This is a genomic window from Acidovorax sp. 99, from assembly GCF_003096455.1.
Taxonomy (GTDB): domain Bacteria; phylum Pseudomonadota; class Gammaproteobacteria; order Burkholderiales; family Burkholderiaceae_C; genus Acidovorax; species Acidovorax delafieldii.
In genome coordinates this window covers 946,176-961,116 of the sequence record NZ_QEKU01000001.1, presented here as the reverse complement: position 1 = coordinate 961,116, position 14,941 = coordinate 946,176, and the positions used below count along the sequence as shown (strand labels likewise).

General features: G+C 65.6%; 13 protein-coding genes. 6 read left to right on the top strand and 7 right to left on the bottom strand.

Features of this window, described 5'->3' with window-relative positions; translation table 11 throughout:
* Positions 1-73: 73 nt before the first annotated feature.
* The 4 genes from queE to C8C95_RS04485 all read right to left on the bottom strand — a co-directional run bounded on the left by queE (position 74) and on the right by C8C95_RS04485 (position 3,495).
* Entirely contained in the window at positions 74-709 is a 636-nt protein-coding gene (gene queE, locus C8C95_RS04500) for a 7-carboxy-7-deazaguanine synthase (RefSeq protein WP_116747796.1), read from the bottom strand.
* A complete protein-coding gene (gene nadB / locus C8C95_RS04495; protein WP_116747795.1) occupies positions 706-2,295 on the bottom strand; it encodes an L-aspartate oxidase in 1,590 nt (529 codons plus the stop codon). Before nadB ends, queE begins: the two co-directional genes overlap by 4 nt.
* A gap of 65 nt (positions 2,296-2,360) precedes the next feature.
* Complete coding sequence (locus C8C95_RS04490) at positions 2,361-3,224, bottom strand: ScpA family protein (RefSeq protein ID WP_207780570.1); 864 nt, start codon at positions 3,222-3,224, stop codon at positions 2,361-2,363.
* A gap of 64 nt (positions 3,225-3,288) precedes the next feature.
* Positions 3,289-3,495: a DUF3460 family protein gene (locus C8C95_RS04485; protein WP_056058580.1), complete on the bottom strand. Its 207-nt coding sequence runs from the start codon at positions 3,493-3,495 to the stop codon at positions 3,289-3,291.
* 76 nt (positions 3,496-3,571) lie between these two features.
* Here C8C95_RS04485 and C8C95_RS04480 point away from each other — a divergent pair, with 76 nt between their 5' ends.
* The 3 genes from C8C95_RS04480 to C8C95_RS04470 all read left to right on the top strand — a co-directional run bounded on the left by C8C95_RS04480 (position 3,572) and on the right by C8C95_RS04470 (position 7,468).
* Positions 3,572-4,084: a hypothetical protein gene (locus C8C95_RS04480; RefSeq protein WP_056058583.1), complete on the top strand. Its 513-nt coding sequence runs from the start codon at positions 3,572-3,574 to the stop codon at positions 4,082-4,084.
* Positions 4,085-4,238: 154 nt separating this feature from the next.
* The gene (locus C8C95_RS04475; RefSeq protein ID WP_056058586.1) at positions 4,239-4,880 is read left to right on the top strand and encodes a YitT family protein; all 642 of its coding nucleotides are present in this window, start codon (positions 4,239-4,241) and stop codon (positions 4,878-4,880) included.
* Positions 4,881-5,131: 251 nt separating this feature from the next.
* The gene (locus tag C8C95_RS04470; protein ID WP_116747794.1) at positions 5,132-7,468 is read left to right on the top strand and encodes an integrin; all 2,337 of its coding nucleotides are present in this window, start codon (positions 5,132-5,134) and stop codon (positions 7,466-7,468) included.
* 116 nt (positions 7,469-7,584) lie between these two features.
* Here the strand turns inward: C8C95_RS04470 and metG are convergent, their stop codons facing one another.
* Positions 7,585-9,684 carry a methionine--tRNA ligase gene (gene metG / locus C8C95_RS04465; RefSeq protein WP_116747793.1) on the bottom strand — a complete coding sequence of 700 codons (2,100 nt, stop codon included), beginning with the start codon at positions 9,682-9,684 and terminating at the stop codon, positions 7,585-7,587.
* Between the two features lie 250 nt (positions 9,685-9,934).
* Between metG and C8C95_RS04460 the strand changes: the two genes are divergently transcribed.
* Positions 9,935-10,753, top strand: coding sequence for a hypothetical protein (locus tag C8C95_RS04460; RefSeq protein ID WP_133246207.1), 819 nt, complete (start codon positions 9,935-9,937; stop codon positions 10,751-10,753).
* Between the two features lie 40 nt (positions 10,754-10,793).
* On the opposite strand, the gene C8C95_RS04455 is transcribed toward C8C95_RS04460, so the two are convergent.
* Both C8C95_RS04455 and C8C95_RS04450 read right to left on the bottom strand, forming a co-directional pair.
* Entirely contained in the window at positions 10,794-12,056 is a 1,263-nt protein-coding gene (locus C8C95_RS04455; protein WP_116747791.1) for a patatin-like phospholipase family protein, read from the bottom strand.
* A gap of 103 nt (positions 12,057-12,159) precedes the next feature.
* On the bottom strand, positions 12,160-12,732 hold the full coding sequence (locus tag C8C95_RS04450) for a restriction endonuclease (protein WP_116750137.1): 573 nt from the start codon (positions 12,730-12,732) through the stop codon (positions 12,160-12,162).
* A gap of 120 nt (positions 12,733-12,852) precedes the next feature.
* Here C8C95_RS04450 and apbC point away from each other — a divergent pair, with 120 nt between their 5' ends.
* Both apbC and C8C95_RS04440 read left to right on the top strand, forming a co-directional pair.
* On the top strand, positions 12,853-13,944 hold the full coding sequence (apbC, locus tag C8C95_RS04445) for an iron-sulfur cluster carrier protein ApbC (protein ID WP_056746768.1): 1,092 nt from the start codon (positions 12,853-12,855) through the stop codon (positions 13,942-13,944).
* A 25-nt stretch (positions 13,945-13,969) separates the two neighbouring features.
* A complete protein-coding gene (locus tag C8C95_RS04440; protein ID WP_116747790.1) occupies positions 13,970-14,926 on the top strand; it encodes a LysR substrate-binding domain-containing protein in 957 nt (318 codons plus the stop codon).
* Positions 14,927-14,941: the final 15 nt, after the last annotated feature.

Sequence of the window (14,941 nt, the reverse complement as noted above, 5' to 3'; positions counted from 1 at the left end):
CGTTCCGCCGCAGGCAGTACGAGTAGTACGACAAGGCGGGACAACGACGCCAGGGGAGTTTTGTTGGCCTCTCTCAGCGGATGCCGGTGAGCTTGTGGGTTTGCAGGCTCAATCGCCATGCAGGGTGGGCCAGGCAGGCGTCAATGCAGGCGGCAGTGTTCTGGCGCTGCAGCAGGCCGTCCATGGGCTGCAGAAAGCGGAGGGTGAACTGCGTGTCCTGCTCCAGCGCCAACAGGTCAAAGCCGGGCTGGGGCCAGACGAGTTTCAGCTCCTGCCCGCTGCGCTGCACCCACGGTGCACCCGCCTTGGGGCTGATGCACAGCCAGTCGATGCCTTCGGGGGCGGCAACCGTGCCGTTGCTTTCGACGGCAATGCGGAACTGCTGGGCGTGCAGCGCGTCGATCAGCGCTGCATCGACCTGCAGCAGGGGCTCGCCACCCGTCAGCACCACCAGGCGGTGGCCCGCGCCTGCAGGCCATTGGGCGGCGATCAGCTCTGCGAGTGCCGTGGCCGTTTCGAACTTGCCGCCCAGCGTGCCGTCGGTGCCCACAAAGTCGGTGTCGCAGAACTGGCAGACGGCCTGCGCACGGTCCTGCTCACGGCCCGTCCAGAGGTTGCAGCCTGCAAAGCGGCAGAACACGGCGGGTGTGCCCGCCTGGCCGCCTTCGCCTTGCAGGGTGTAGAAAATTTCTTTGACGCTGTAGGTCATCGGGGCACCGGTGGGACGAGGATGGTAGGGGCGGCAGGCGCTGCCACCTCGGGGTAGTCGCGGCTGAAATGCAGGCCCCGGCTTTCGCGGCGCAGCTGGGCGCTTTTCACGATCAGGTCGGCCACCTGCACCAGGTTGCGCAGCTCCAGCAGGTCGCGCGTGACGTGGAAGTGTGCGTAGAACTCCTGGATCTCGCCCTGCAGCATCGCAATGCGGTGCGCGGCGCGCTCCAGCCGCTTGTTGGTGCGCACGATGCCCACATAGTCCCACATGAAGCGGCGCAGCTCGTCCCAGTTGTGGGAGATGACGACGGATTCATCCGCATCGGTCACGCGGCTGTCGTCCCAGGCGGGCACGGTGGGCAGTTCTGTGGTCGGCGCTGCGGCGATGGCCTGAGCGGCGGCGCGGGCGAACACCATGCATTCGAGCAGCGAGTTGCTGGCCAGGCGGTTGGCGCCATGCAGGCCGGTGCAGGCCACCTCGCCCACGGCGTACAGGCCGGGCAGGTCGGTGCGGCCCGCCAGGTCGGTCAGCACGCCGCCACAGGTGAAGTGGGCGGTGGGCACCACGGGGATCGGCTCCTTCGTGATGTCGATGCCCAGCGACGCGCAGTGGGCCAGGATGTTGGGGAAATGTTCCTGCAAAAACGCGGGGCTCTGGTGCGAGATGTCGAGGTGCACGCAATCGAGGCCGTGTTTTTTCATCTCGAAGTCGATGGCGCGGGCCACCACGTCGCGCGGGGCCAGTTCGGCGCGCGGGTCGTGGTCGAGCATGAAGCGCGTGCCGCCTGCCGAGGGCGGCAGCTTGAGCTGCCCGCCCTCGCCACGCACGGCCTCGCTGATGAGGAAGGATTTTTCGTGCGGGTGGTAGAGGCCCGTGGGGTGGAACTGGATGAACTCCATGTTCGCTACGCGGCAGCCCGCGCGCCAGGCGGCGGCAATGCCGTCGCCCGTGGCGGTGTCGGGGTTGGTGGTGTACAGGTACACCTTGCCTGCGCCGCCCGTGGCCAGGATGGTTTGTGGCGCGCGGAAGGTGACGACCTCGTCGGTGTCGCTGTCCAGCGCATACAGCCCCAGGCAGCGGTGGCCCGGCAAGCCCAGCTTGCGCGTGGTGATCAGGTCCACCAGCGTGTGCTGCTCGAACAGCGTGATGCCGGGCGTGGCGCGCACCACATCGATCAGCGTGCGCTGCACGGCGGCGCCGGTCGCGTCGGTCACATGGGCAATGCGGCGGGCGCTGTGGCCGCCTTCGCGCGTGAGGTGCAGCTGGTCGCCTTCGAGCGTGAAGGGCACGCCCAGCTGGCGCAGCCAGGCGATCGATGCGGGTGCGTTTTCCACCACAAAGCGTGTGGTGGCCAGGTCGCACAGGCCTGCGCCGGCCACCAGCGTGTCTTCGATGTGGGCAGCAAAGCTGTCGTCGTCGGCCAGCACGGCGGCAATACCGCCCTGGGCCCAGCCGCTCGATCCATCTTGCAGCGTGCGCTTGGTGATGACGGCCACGCGGTGCGTGGGCGCCAGGTGCAGGGCGGCCGAGAGGCCGGCGAGGCCGCTGCCTACGATGAGAACGTCGAAGTCGTGGGATGCCATGGCTTGCGTGTGAAGGGGGTAATGCCACGGCCACCGGCCAGGGCGGTGAACAGTGGACGGCGGCCCTAGGCCGGCGTGTAGGCCAGGCGCACGTAGATGGGCGCAAACGCTTCGGCCTGCGTGATCTCGATCAGCGTCTCTTTGGCCAGCTCCAGCAGCGCGATGAAGGTCACCACCAGCACGGTGCTGCCTTTTTCGGGCTCGAAGAGTTCTTCAAACTCCACAAAACGGCGGCCCTGCAGGGTCTTGAGCACCATGCTCATGTATTCGCGCACGCTGAGTTCCTCGCGCGTGATCCGGTGGTGCTGTACCAGCTTGGCGCGCTTGAGGATGTCGCGCCAGGCCTCCTGCAGCTCCACCACATGCACGTCGGGAAAACGCGGCTGCAGGCTTTGCTCGATGTAGACCTGGGCTTTCAGGAAGTCGCGGCCATATTGCGGCATCTGCCCCAGGCGGGCGGCAGCCATCTTCATCTGCTCGTATTCGAGCAGGCGGCGCACCAGCTCGGCGCGTGGGTCCTCGGGTTCTTCGCCTTCTGCCTGCTTCTTGGGCGGCAGCAGCATGCGCGACTTGATCTCGATCAGCATGGCGGCCATCAGCAAATACTCGGCCGCCAGTTCCAGGTTGCGGCTGCGGATCTCGTCCACATACGCAAGGTACTGCTTGGTCACCCCCACCATGGGGATGTCGAGGATGTTGAAATTCTGCTTGCGGATCAGGTACAGCAGCAAATCCAGCGGGCCTTCAAAGGCTTCGAGGAAGACCTCGAGCGCGTCGGGCGGGATGTACAGGTCCTGCGGCAGCGCAAACAGCGGCTCGCCGTACAGGCGCGCCAAGGCCACCTGGTCCACCACCACGGGCATGCCCGCCGCGTCCAGCGAGGGCGCGCCGGGCGAGTCTGCCGCTTCGCCTGCGTTCGCGGTGGTCATGTTTTGCTATTGAATCAGGAGCTATCAGCGCAATAAATACCTGCGCTTGCGGCTCAAAAGATGCTCAATCGGCGTTGGTCTGGTACACGTAGGGCTTCTGGGCCACCTGGGCGTCGCGATACTCGCCCCAGATCTTGCGGTCCACCTGCTTGTCCCACAGCAGGGCACGGCCGGCTTGTTGCTGCTGGTCCAGTTCGGGACGGCTCGCCTTGAGCTGGTTGATGAACTGGGTGGCGTCGGATTGGTAGTCGGGGCGGCGGAAAATAGACATGGACTGTGAACTCTTTCTTGGAACGCGTCAGGCACAGTGATGCACCGAAGGTCCAAGATTTTACCGGGACGAATTTATGCGCTTGATATATCGCTCCGCTGCCCTGGCGGCCGCCACCCTTTCCCTGCTGGTGCTTGCCGCCTGCGACCCGCAACGCATCAGCGAACTCAAGGAGGGGGTTTCGACCGAAGCCGACGTGCGCGACCGCTTCGGCGCCCCCGAGAACGTGTGGGACGAGCCCGGTGGCGCACGCACCTTCGAGTACAACCGCCAGCCTGCCGGCCAGGTCAACTACATGATCACCATCGGCCCCGACGGCCGCATGACCGCGCTGCGCCAGGTGCTGACGCCCGAGACCTTTGCGCGTGTGTCGCCCGGCATGCGCATGGACGAGGTGCGCCGCCTGCTGGGCAAGCCCGCCAAGGTCACGCCCTACGAGCTGAAAAAGGAGACCTGGGCCGACTGGCGCTACCTGGAGGCACCCAACCAGTCCAAGGTCTTCACGGTGGTCTATGGGCCCGACCAGTTTGTGCTGCGCACGCAGACGGGTGCGGACACGGACGCGCCCGAGTTCAAGGGCGGCAAGTAGCGGCGCCTGCGCACACCTGCGCACACTGGCGCGTTGCTTGCTTCTCATCTTGCAGACTGAACGCTGGACGCGCGCCGGGCTGTCCCCAAGTGCCCAGCACTCCACCGGCGGAAAGCCCCCGCGCCTTTGCCACGCACCCCAACGCTGAACGCCCATGCCCGATACCCAGCCCCCTGCCCACGACGCCGCACCGCCGCTATCCGCCCTGCGCCATGGCACCTTTGAAGACGCCCAGGCCCTGTTCGCGGGCACCCTGTTCGTGGCCATGGCGCTCATGCTGTTCAACCAGGCGGGGCTGCTGGTGGGCGGCACGGCGGGCGCGGCGTTCTTGCTGCATTACGTCACCGGCATCTCGTTCGGCAAGCTGTTCTTTGTGGTCAACCTGCCGTTCTACTGGTTTGCCTGGACGCGCATGGGGCGCGAGTTCACGATCAAGACCTTTGTCTGCGTGGGCCTGCTGTCGCTGCTGACCGAGCTGTTCCCGCACGTGATGCATGTGGACTACCTGAACCCGCTGTTCGCCTCTTTGCTGGGCGGGCTGCTGCTGGGCACGGGCTGCCTGTTCCTGGCACGCCACCGCTCCAGCCTGGGCGGGGCCACCGTGGTGTCGCTGTACCTGCAAGGCCGCTACGGCATGCGTGCGGGCAAGGTGCAGATGATGATCGATGGCACCGTCGTGCTGCTCGCACTGTGGGTGGTGCCGGTAGACCGTGTGGCGTATTCGGTGCTGGCGGTGCTGGTGATGAGCGGGTTTCTGTGGATCAGCCACCGGCCAGGGCGCTACGTGGGCCATTGAGCGAGACAGCCGCCAGCGCGGTGGCTGACAGTCTCGTCGGTTGAGCGCGACCCCGGGGCTCCGAGTCCCGCCAAACGCCACAGTGTCATTCCATTCTCTGCGTCAACCCTGCTTCAGTGGGGTGCGCTTGCGCGTTCTCCCGCCATAGAGTTCCAGGCACCCCGCCTGCACGCGCACGAGGGAGCCGGACCTATTCGTGCCTCCCGAGGGGTTGAAGTGTCCATGCAGTTCACAGACCCGGAGAACCCTTGATGTATCGAAATTTTTCTGCCATGGCCGAGGCCCTGCGTGTGAGGCTTGCCGGTGCGGCATGGGCGTTGCCTGTGGTCATGGCAGGCGCCCTGGCAGCTTGCGGAGGCGGTGGTGGGGACTCTGCCGAGCCACCGCCTCCCCCGCCACCGCCCTCCGTGGTGCAGCATCCGGTGGGGGGCACTGTGACGGGGCTGACGGGCACCCTGGTACTCGCCAACGGAACGGGTGCGGAAGTGAGCATCACGGCCAGCGGCAGTTACGTCACCAATGTTGCGCAGGGGCAGGCTTACAACATTGTTGTGCGCACCCAGCCGGTGGGGCAGACCTGCGTGGTGGAAAACGGCTCGGGTGTGGTGACGGGCCCGGTCACCAACATCCTGGTGACCTGCACCACCAACACCTATGTGGTGGGTGGGACCGTCACGGGCCTGGTGGGGGGGCTGAGGCTGCGGCTGAACGGCGCTTCAGATTTGCTGTTGACTGAGAACGGCGCTTTCCGGTTTGCATCGCCGGTGTCTCACGGCAGCGCCTATGCGGTCACGGTGTATGCGCAGCCTGTGGATCAGGCCTGTACGGTCGAAGCTGGCACCGGAGTCGCTGTGGCGCCGGTCACCCAGGTGAGGGTGCTTTGCAGCACGATCTATACGCCGCCTCCGCCACCGCCCCCACCGCCGCCAGCTCCTCCGGCGCCGGGTGGTCTGGGCATTGGCTACGGGACGAAGGCGCTGATCTTTTCGTGGACTTCGGCGCCGGGTGCAACCAGCTACACGGTGTATGAGGATCCGGATGGCGCGGGCCCGCTGACACCCGTGCAGATCGGGTCCACCGCCACCACAGGGCTGACCTATGCAGTACCGGTGCTGCTGCACCTGCGGCTGAATGCCACCTACACCGTGCAGGCCTGCAATGCAGGTGGTTGCAGCGCCCCGTCGACTTCTGTGGCAGCCGACATGGTGCGCGCCATTGGGTACTTCAAGGCGTCGGCGACCACCGCCGAAGGCCGCTTTGGCAACCGTGTGGCCTTGTCCAGCAACGGCACCACCTTGGCCGTGGGGGCGTATGGCGAGGGGGGCAACACCGGCGCGGTGTACGTCTTCACGAAGAGTGGCGCCACGTGGTCGCAGCAGGCGCGCATTGCCGCCCCCAACGGCGAGGCCAACGATTATTTTGGCAATGCCGTGGCGCTGTCTGCCGACGGCAACACGCTGGCCATCGGCGCGGATGGCGAGAGCGGCGACCAGAAGGGCACGTTTGCGACGATGCCCGCCACCAACAACCTGGCCAGCAACTCCGGCGCCGTCTATGTGTATTCCCGCACGGGCGCCGTCTGGTCGCAGCAGGCATTCATCAAGGCGAGCAACGCAGATGCCGACGATCTTTTCGGTTCATTCGTAGCCCTCTCGAACGACGGCAACACCCTGGCGGTCGGGGCCTATAACGAGGATGGTGACCTGACCGGAACACACGGCAATGCAGCCTATGCTGCGTCCGGGGCCGCCTACGTCTTTGCCCGCACGGGCACCAGCTGGGCACAGCAAAGTTACCTCAAGGCCGCCAACGCCGGTGCGGGAGATTTCTTCGGCATCTACCTCAGCCTGTCTGGCGCGGGCGACACCCTGGCGGTGGGTGCGTTCTTTGAGCGCAGCGCCTTGGCGAGCGATCCTGCGGACGACACCTTGACCAATGCCGGTGCGGCTTATGTGTTCCAGCGCAATGCGGGGGCATGGTCGCAGCAGGCCTATCTGAAGGCCCCCAGTCCCCAAGCGCAGGACCGCTTCGGTGTGTCGGTCATCCTGTCAGGCGACGGCAACACGCTGGCGGTTGGCATGGATGGAGACAGCAGCAACTACACAGGCACCTTCGTCGTGCCGCCACCGCGCAACACCCTGGCACTCAACTCTGGCGCGGTGTTTGTGTTCATTCGCGCAGGTGGCGTCTGGCAGTCACAGGCGTATTTGAAAGCCTCCAACACCCGCACCCCCCACCGGTTTGGCAACAACTTGGCCATGTCCAGCGACGGCAACACGCTGGTGGTGCCGTCGTACCGCGACGACAGCAATGCGCGCGGATTCAATGGCGACCAGGCCAACACCGCCGCTGCGGATGCGGGCGCTGTGCTGGTGTTCCGCCGCAGCGCGGGCACCTGGGCGCAACAAGCCTACCTGAAGGCACCCAATACGGGCACTGGGGATCGGTTCGGTGGCCGTGTGGCGATATCGGGTGACGGCACGACCCTGGCCGTGGGGGCGTCCACCGAAGACAGTGGATCGACTGGCGTTGGCGGCAATCAGTCGGACGAAAGCAGCACCAACGCGGGCGCGGTGTACCTGTACTGAAAACTGGATGATGGGCGGCCGTCAACATGCCGCCCCTTCCTCTATCGGCGGATGGCGAGGGGCTCAGCACCCCTCGGCATCCTTGACGGTTGCTTTGTCTATGAGCGTTGCACGCCTTACCGCACCCGCATGCCGGGCGTGGCGCCGGGCCAGGGGTTGAGCACGTAGATGCCGGGGTTGGCCTTTTCGTCGCCATGGCTGGCGGCCAGCACCATGCCTTCGCTCACGCCAAACTTCATCTTGCGCGGCGCCAGGTTGGCCACCATCACGGTGTGCTTGCCCACCAGATCTTCGGGCTTGTAAGCGCTGGCAATGCCGCTGAACACGTTGCGCGTACGGCCTTCGCCCACGTCCAGCGTCAGGCGCAGCAGCTTGGTGGAGCCCTCGACCGGCTCACAGTTCACGATCAGCGCAATGCGCAAGTCGATCTTGGTGAAGTCGTCGATGGTGATGGTGGGGGCCAGTTCCTCGCCACCAGGAAGGGAGTTGGCTGCTACGGTTTCAGTAGCTCCTGGCGCTTGCTCTGCTTGCGCTGGGGCCTCAAACAGTGCTTCAAGCTGTTCGGGGGTGACGCGCTGCATCAGGTGCTGGTAGGGCTGGATGGCCTGCACGTCGCCTGCCACGTTCCACTGCTGCATGTTCACGCCCACAAAGCCTTGCACCGCCTGGGCCAGGCCCGGCAGCACGGGGGCCAGGTAGCGGGTGAGCGTGGCAAAGGCGTTGACCAGCACCGAGCACACCTGGTGCAGCGCCTCGTTGTTGGCAGCGTCCTTGGCCAGATCCCAGGGCTTGTTCTGGTCCACATAGGCGTTGACCTTGTCGGCCAGCAGCATGATCTCGCGCGTGGCCTTGCTGTATTCCCGCGTTTCGTACATCTGCGCGATGGCGTCGCTGGCACCGCGCACCTCGGCCAGCAGGGCCGCGCCCGTGGTGCCAAATTGGTCGGTCAGCTTGCCGTCAAAGCGCTTGGTCAAGAAGCCCGCCGCCCGGCTGGCAATGTTCACGTACTTGCCGATCAAATCGCTGTTCACACGCAGCATGAAGTCTTCGGCATTGAAGTCGATGTCTTCGTTGCGTGCGCTCAGCTTGGCCGCCAGGTAGTAGCGCAGCCATTCGGCATTCATGTTCAGGCTCAGGTACTTGAGCGGGTCCAGGCCCGTGCCCCGGCTCTTGCTCATCTTCTCGCCGTTGTTCACGGTCAAAAAGCCGTGCACAAACACGTTGTTGGGCGCCTTGCGGCCGCTGAAGTGCAGCATGGCGGGCCAGAACAGCGTATGGAAGGTGACGATGTCCTTACCGATGAAGTGGTACTGCTCCATCGCCGGGTCGGCCATGTAGGCGTCGTAGCTTTCGCCGCGCTTTTCCAGCAGGTTCTTCAGGGATGCCAGGTAGCCCACGGGGGCATCCAGCCACACGTAGAAGTATTTGCCGGGCGCGTCGGGGATCTCGATGCCGAAATAGGGTGCGTCACGGCTGATGTCCCAGTCGCCCAGGCCTTCGCTGGTGGTGCCGTCGGGGTTGGTGCGGACGGTGAACCACTCCTTGATCTTGTTGGCCACCTCGGGCTGGAGCTTGCCGTCCTGCGTCCAGTTCTCCAGAAACTCCACGCAGCGTGGGTCCGACAGCTTGAAGAAGAAGTGCTCCGAATTCTTCAGCTCGGGCTTGGCACCCGACAGGGCCGAGAAGGGGTTGATCAGGTCGGTGGGGGCATACACCGTGCCGCACACCTCGCAGTTGTCGCCATACTGGTCCTTGGCGTGGCACTTGGGGCATTCGCCCTTGATGTAGCGGTCGGGCAGGAACATGTTCTTCTCGGGGTCGAAGAACTGCTCGATGGTGCGTACTTCGATCAGGCTGCCATCGGCGCGGTCGCGCAGGTCGCGGTAGATCTGGCGGGCCAGTTCATGGTTTTCGGGCGCATCGGTGCTGTGCCAGTTGTCAAAGCTGATGTGAAAGCCGTCCAGGTACTGCTTGCGGCCTGCGGCAATGTTGGCCACGAACTGCTGGGGCGTGACGCCTGCCTTTTCGGCGGCAATCATGATGGGCGCGCCGTGCGTGTCGTCCGCGCCCACAAAGTTCACCGCGTTGCCCTGCATTCGCTGGAACCGCACCCAGATGTCGGCCTGGATGTATTCCATGATGTGGCCGATGTGGAAGTTGCCGTTGGCGTACGGCAGGGCGGTGGTCACGAAGAGTTTGCGGGCGGATGTCGTCATTGGAATGCGGCTTTCTCAGGCGGAACCCGCGATTTTAGGCGGTTGTCATGAAGCCATTCAGTGCAGGACAGATGGATGCATGGGGAGATCGAGCGAGTGCACATCACTTGCATCTGTTTGTAGATGGCGCCGGTCATAATGCACAGCATCTCTCGCTGCGGTGCGTCCGTTTTCCCTCCAGCACACTCCCACTCTCTATACGAGTCCCGTTCATGCACCAGCATCTCAGTTTTACTTGGTTGGGTACCTCTTGCGCTTAGCCACGCTCATCATCAAGGTTGCGGCGACGATGTGTTTCGCAATGTCCGTGCACGCTGCCCCCGTCATCACCACCATTGCGGAAGAACCGTTTGCCTACGCGGGCGGCGTATCTATCGGCGGTTTGAACGGTGGCTCTGGCTGGAGCGCAGCGTGGACCGCAGGCGCGCGCCAGCACCGTACCAATGCGACGAGTCTTACGTTACTGGGTTTGAGCAGTTCTGGCGGCAAACTAGTCGATAACGGCAATGCCGTGAATGTGAGCGTCAACGCTCGGACACTGCCTATGCAGAGTTCCGGCGTTGTCTTCGTGCAGTTCTTGGCCCAGTTTGGCACCCAGTCCGGACTTGGCACGCCGCAGATTCGGCTCTTCAACTCGGTCACCGGCTCAAACGCTGCTGCGGTGGGTAATAACGGCCGGTGCGGCAGTCCGGTTTTCGCGCTTTTTGGTCCCGATCTGGTGACGGGCCCTTGCAGCGCAGTGGCCCTGAGCTCGCTCAACGTGATTGTGCTGCGCATCGATTACACAGCAACGAGCACCAGCATGTGGGTGTTGCCGGACTTCAGCGGCTTTGACTACCTCAATCCGCCCACGCCCTCGGCGGTGTACGCGGGGCTGGCGGTTCCATTTGACACAGTCCAGGTTGTGACGCGGGCGCCAGCGCTGCTTGACGAACTGCGAATCTTCACAGTTGCGGCTGCACCAGCGCAGCCGACACCTGTTCCCTTCATGTCCTGGACTGCGTTGATTCTGTTATCAGGACTCGTGGGTTTGTTGGGTTGGCGTCGCGCTGGGATCTTTCGGGCTTGATCGCGCACCGGGTGCGGCTAGGGGTTGCGCGAGGGAAGTTTTACTCGTGCAGCCGTGTCTGCAACTCTGCCCCGGAATCCGTCCACCCAAAGAACCGGCAAACCTCCCCGCGCATGGCCAGCGTATCGGCCCGGCCCAGGGCCATCAGCTCTTGCGTGTAGCCGGACTCGAACAGCAGGTAGCTGGCCAGCGCCGCGCCGCGCACATCGGCCATGTTGGAGGTGACACCCAAGGCGCCCAGCATGGTGCGCACGGGGCCAGGCAGGTCGCCCACATGGCGTGCAGCCACGGCGTCCAGGCGCTGCGAGGGGGCAATCACCAGCAGCTCGATGGGGCGCAGTGCACTGTGCAGGCGCTTTTCTTCGGGGATGAGGGACAGGGTCTGGTTGATGCGCTGCACGCGCTCCACGTCCACCGCCAGCGCGTCCAGAAAGATGTTGGACAGCGCATGGCCCGCGATCTGCGCCAGGGTGGGGTAGTTGGGTGTGGGGTTGGCGGCAGCGTCGCCCTTGGGCTCGTGCATGCGGCCTGCGCCGATCACCAGGATGCGCTCGGCCCCCAGGTGGATGGCCGGGGCGATGGGCGCTGATTGGCGCATCGAGCCGTCGCCAAAGTATTCGATGTGGTCATCCACCTCGATGCCCTTGGCCGGAAAGATGAAGGGAATGGCCGAGGACGCCAGCAGATGCTCGTGCGTGATGCGGTCGCTGGCCGCCTTGCGCTGCGAGCGCACCCAGGGCTTGACGGGTGCGGCGGCTTCAAAAAAGGTGACGTGTTCGCCCGAGCTGTAGCTCGACGCTGTGACGGCAAGCGCTGTGAGATGCCCTTTGCGGATCAGCCGGGGCAGGCGCACCAGCGGCACCATCTTGACCAGCAGTTTTTCGAGCGGGGTGTTGTCCAGCAGCGACTTGGGCCGCATGCGCCGCCAGCGCGCCAGCGCCCAGCCCAGCGACACCAGCGTGAGCCAGCGCGCGCCGCTGCGCATCACGCTGAGCGAGTCGGCGCCATACACCTGGCTGGCATGGAACTGCCGCCACACGCGGGCGATGCGGCGCACGGCGCGGTCAAAGTGGTCGGCCCCGCAGGCCAGCGCGGCTGCATTGATGGCCCCCGCCGAGGTGCCGGTGATGATGGGAAAGGGGTTGGGCCCGTGCGCTTCGCCACAGGCCTGGCGCAGGTCGGCAATCGCTTCCAACACCCCCACCTGGTAGGCGGCACGGGCACCGCCGCCGGTCAGTAGCAGGCCCGTGGCGGGTGCAGAGGGCGCGGTGCCAGGGGCTGCGGTGGAGGATGTGGACGGCATGGACGGTCGGAGGGTGTGAGGCCCCCAGTGTGGAGGGGCCCCCGGGCGCAGCTCATGTGGGAAAACCCGCATGTGTGGGCCACCCCACGGGGGGTTGGGGGGGTTAACGCTGCTTGATCAGCAACTGCGCCACCGCGTCGCCCTGCAGCACCACGATGCCGTGCTCCCGGGCAAACGCCTGGGCGTTCTCGCTGACCTGGCCCAGGGCGGCCACGTAAACGCCCGCCGACGCATCGGCAGCGGTCATGGCCGTGTGCAGCTCCCGCAGGGGCTCCACCCCGTGGGTAGCGGCCTTCCAGCGCTTGGCGCTGACCAGCGTGGTCTTGCCGCCTTGGCTCAGGCGCATGTCGGCCCCGGTGGCGTTGCTGCCGGTCAGGCGCTCCACCCTGTAGCCCGCGCGTTCCCAGGCGGTGGCCAGAGTGTCGGCGAAGCTGCGCCAGGGCATGCTGCCCACGGCCTCCAGCATCTCCACCACCTTGGCGGGGTTGGGCGCGCGCAGCTGCTTCCAGGCTGCAATGCAGCCCACCACAAAGATGGGGAACCCTGCCAGCGCGCCCACGACAAAGTACTCCTTGGGCAACAACGCCCCGGCCGCCAGCGTGATGAGGCCCACCACCACAAAGCTGATCCACCACGGCGAGCGCAGCAGGACGGCAAACAGGGAGTTTTCGGACATCTTGAATTTCACGGGAGGCCTTTTTGGAGAGAGCGACGATGCAATGCGGTGCGCATTGTCCTTCAGCGGCAGGGGGCGGGAGCTTGGGAATAGACTACCGGCCCCACAGGAGTTATTTGAATGGCAGTCACCGAACAGGGCCTTTTGGCCGCACTTTCCAGCGTGCTGGACCCCCATACGGGCAAGGATTTTGTCAGCAGCCGCGCCCTGCGCAACCTGCAGATCACCGGTGGCGACGTGGCGTTTGACGTGGAACTGGGCTACCCCGCCAAGAGCCTGGTGCCCGAGCTGCGCCGCAGCCTGGTGGCCGCCGCCAAGGGCGTGGCGGGCGTGGACAACGTGTCGGTCAACATCACCACCAAGGTCATCGCCCACGCCGTGCAGCGCGGCGTGCAGCTCTTGCCCCAGGTCAAGAACATCATCGCCGTGGCCTCGGGCAAGGGCGGCGTGGGCAAGAGCACCACGGCCGCCAACCTGGCCCTGGCCCTGGCTGCCGAAGGCGCCAGTGTGGGCGTGCTTGACGCCGACATCTACGGCCCCAGCCAGCCCATGATGCTGGGCATCAACCGCCGCCCCGAAAGCGACGACGGCAAGACCATGGAGCCGCTCGAAAACTACGGCGTGCAGGTCATGTCCATCGGCTTCCTGGTGGACCAGGACGAAGCCATGATCTGGCGCGGCCCCATGGCCACCCAGGCGCTGGAGCAGCTCTTGCGCCAGACCAACTGGAAGGACCTGGACTACCTCATCATCGACATGCCGCCCGGCACTGGCGACATCCAGCTCACGCTGAGCCAGCGCGTGCCCATGACCGGAGCCGTGATCGTGACCACGCCGCAGGACATCGCGCTGCTGGACGCCAAGAAGGGCATCAAGATGTTCGAGAAGGTGGGTGTGCCCATCCTCGGCATCGTCGAGAACATGGCCGCCCACGTGTGCAGCAACTGCGGCCATGTGGAACACATCTTTGGCGCCGACGGCGGCAAGAAGATGGCGGCCGAATACCACATGGACTACCTGGGCGCGCTGCCCCTGGACATGAGCATCCGCCTGCAGGCCGACAGCGGCAAGCCCACCGTGGTGGCCGATCCGGACGGGGATGTGGCCAAGATCTACAAGAAGGTGGCGCGCGATGTGGCGGTGAAGATCGCCCAGCAGGCCAAGGATTTCTCGAACAAGTTCCCCACCATCTCGATCAGCAAGAACACCTGATCCTCCTGATCTGCCGCACTGCGCCATGAACCTGCTCGCGTCCCTGCGCTACCTGGTCGCGCTGCACGAGCACCGGCACTTTGGCCGGGCGGCGCAGGCCTGCCACATCACGCAGCCGGCGCTTTCCAACGCGCTGCGCGCGCTGGAAAAGGAGTTTGGCGTGGTGGTGGTGCGCCGGGGGCGCAGCTTCGAGGGCTTCACGCCCGAGGGTGAGCGTGTGCTGGCATCCGCCCAGCGCATGCTGCACGAGCATCAGGTGCTGCAGCAGGACCTGAGCGGCGACGCCGCCCACCCGCGCGGCACGCTGCGCCTGGGCGCGGTGCCCACGGCCATGCCCATCCTCGCGCGGTTTGCGGCGCAGCTGCAGGCGCGGCACCCGGGCATCGTGCCGGTGGCACTGTCGATGAGCTCGCAGGCGTTGGAGGCCGGGCTGGAAAACATTTCGCTGGACCTGGCGCTGGGCTACACCGAGCGCATGCCCGCACGCGGCGGCCCGCTGCGGGCCTGGCCGCAGTATGTCGAGCACTACTTTCTGCTGCGCCGCGCACCGCGCCCGCTCCAGGGCCCGGCGCGTGGGCTGCAGATCGGCCCGTCCATGGCCTGGGCCGATGCAGCGGCCTTGCCGCTGTGCCTGCTCACCCCGGAGATGCACAACCGCAGCCTGGTCGATGGCGCCTTCCGCGCGGCAGGCGCCACGGTCATGCCCGCCATGGAAACCGATTCGGTGCTGACCCTGGCGCTGAGCGTGGTGGCGGGCCAGTTGTGCAGCGTCCTGCCCGGGGCGCTGGTCGATGCCGTGCGCGGTCATGAGGGGCTGGAGGCCCTGCCGCTCAAGGGCCCGGTGCTGACCACCCCCATCGGATTCATGTCGCACCGCCAGGTGCAGCCCACCCGCGCCCTCGATGCAGCGCTGGCACTGGCGCAGGACCCCGACTGGTTGCAGCACGCCGCCGCACACAGCGGGCTTCTGGTCGCCGATTGAGCGCTGACCGCACGG

Coding starts and splice junctions, on each gene's coding strand:
- queE (WP_116747796.1), bottom strand. CDS start 709: ATGACCTACAGCGTCAAAGAAATTTTCTACACCCTGCAAGGCGAAGGC.
- nadB (WP_116747795.1), bottom strand. CDS start 2,295: ATGGCATCCCACGACTTCGACGTTCTCATCGTAGGCAGCGGCCTCGCC.
- C8C95_RS04490 (WP_207780570.1), bottom strand. CDS start 3,224: ATGACCACCGCGAACGCAGGCGAAGCGGCAGACTCGCCCGGCGCGCCC.
- C8C95_RS04485 (WP_056058580.1), bottom strand. CDS start 3,495: ATGTCTATTTTCCGCCGCCCCGACTACCAATCCGACGCCACCCAGTTC.
- C8C95_RS04480 (WP_056058583.1), top strand. CDS start 3,572: ATGCGCTTGATATATCGCTCCGCTGCCCTGGCGGCCGCCACCCTTTCC.
- C8C95_RS04475 (WP_056058586.1), top strand. CDS start 4,239: ATGCCCGATACCCAGCCCCCTGCCCACGACGCCGCACCGCCGCTATCC.
- C8C95_RS04470 (WP_116747794.1), top strand. CDS start 5,132: ATGTATCGAAATTTTTCTGCCATGGCCGAGGCCCTGCGTGTGAGGCTT.
- metG (WP_116747793.1), bottom strand. CDS start 9,684: ATGACGACATCCGCCCGCAAACTCTTCGTGACCACCGCCCTGCCGTAC.
- C8C95_RS04455 (WP_116747791.1), bottom strand. CDS start 12,056: ATGCCGTCCACATCCTCCACCGCAGCCCCTGGCACCGCGCCCTCTGCA.
- C8C95_RS04450 (WP_116750137.1), bottom strand. CDS start 12,732: ATGTCCGAAAACTCCCTGTTTGCCGTCCTGCTGCGCTCGCCGTGGTGG.
- apbC (WP_056746768.1), top strand. CDS start 12,853: ATGGCAGTCACCGAACAGGGCCTTTTGGCCGCACTTTCCAGCGTGCTG.
- C8C95_RS04440 (WP_116747790.1), top strand. CDS start 13,970: ATGAACCTGCTCGCGTCCCTGCGCTACCTGGTCGCGCTGCACGAGCAC.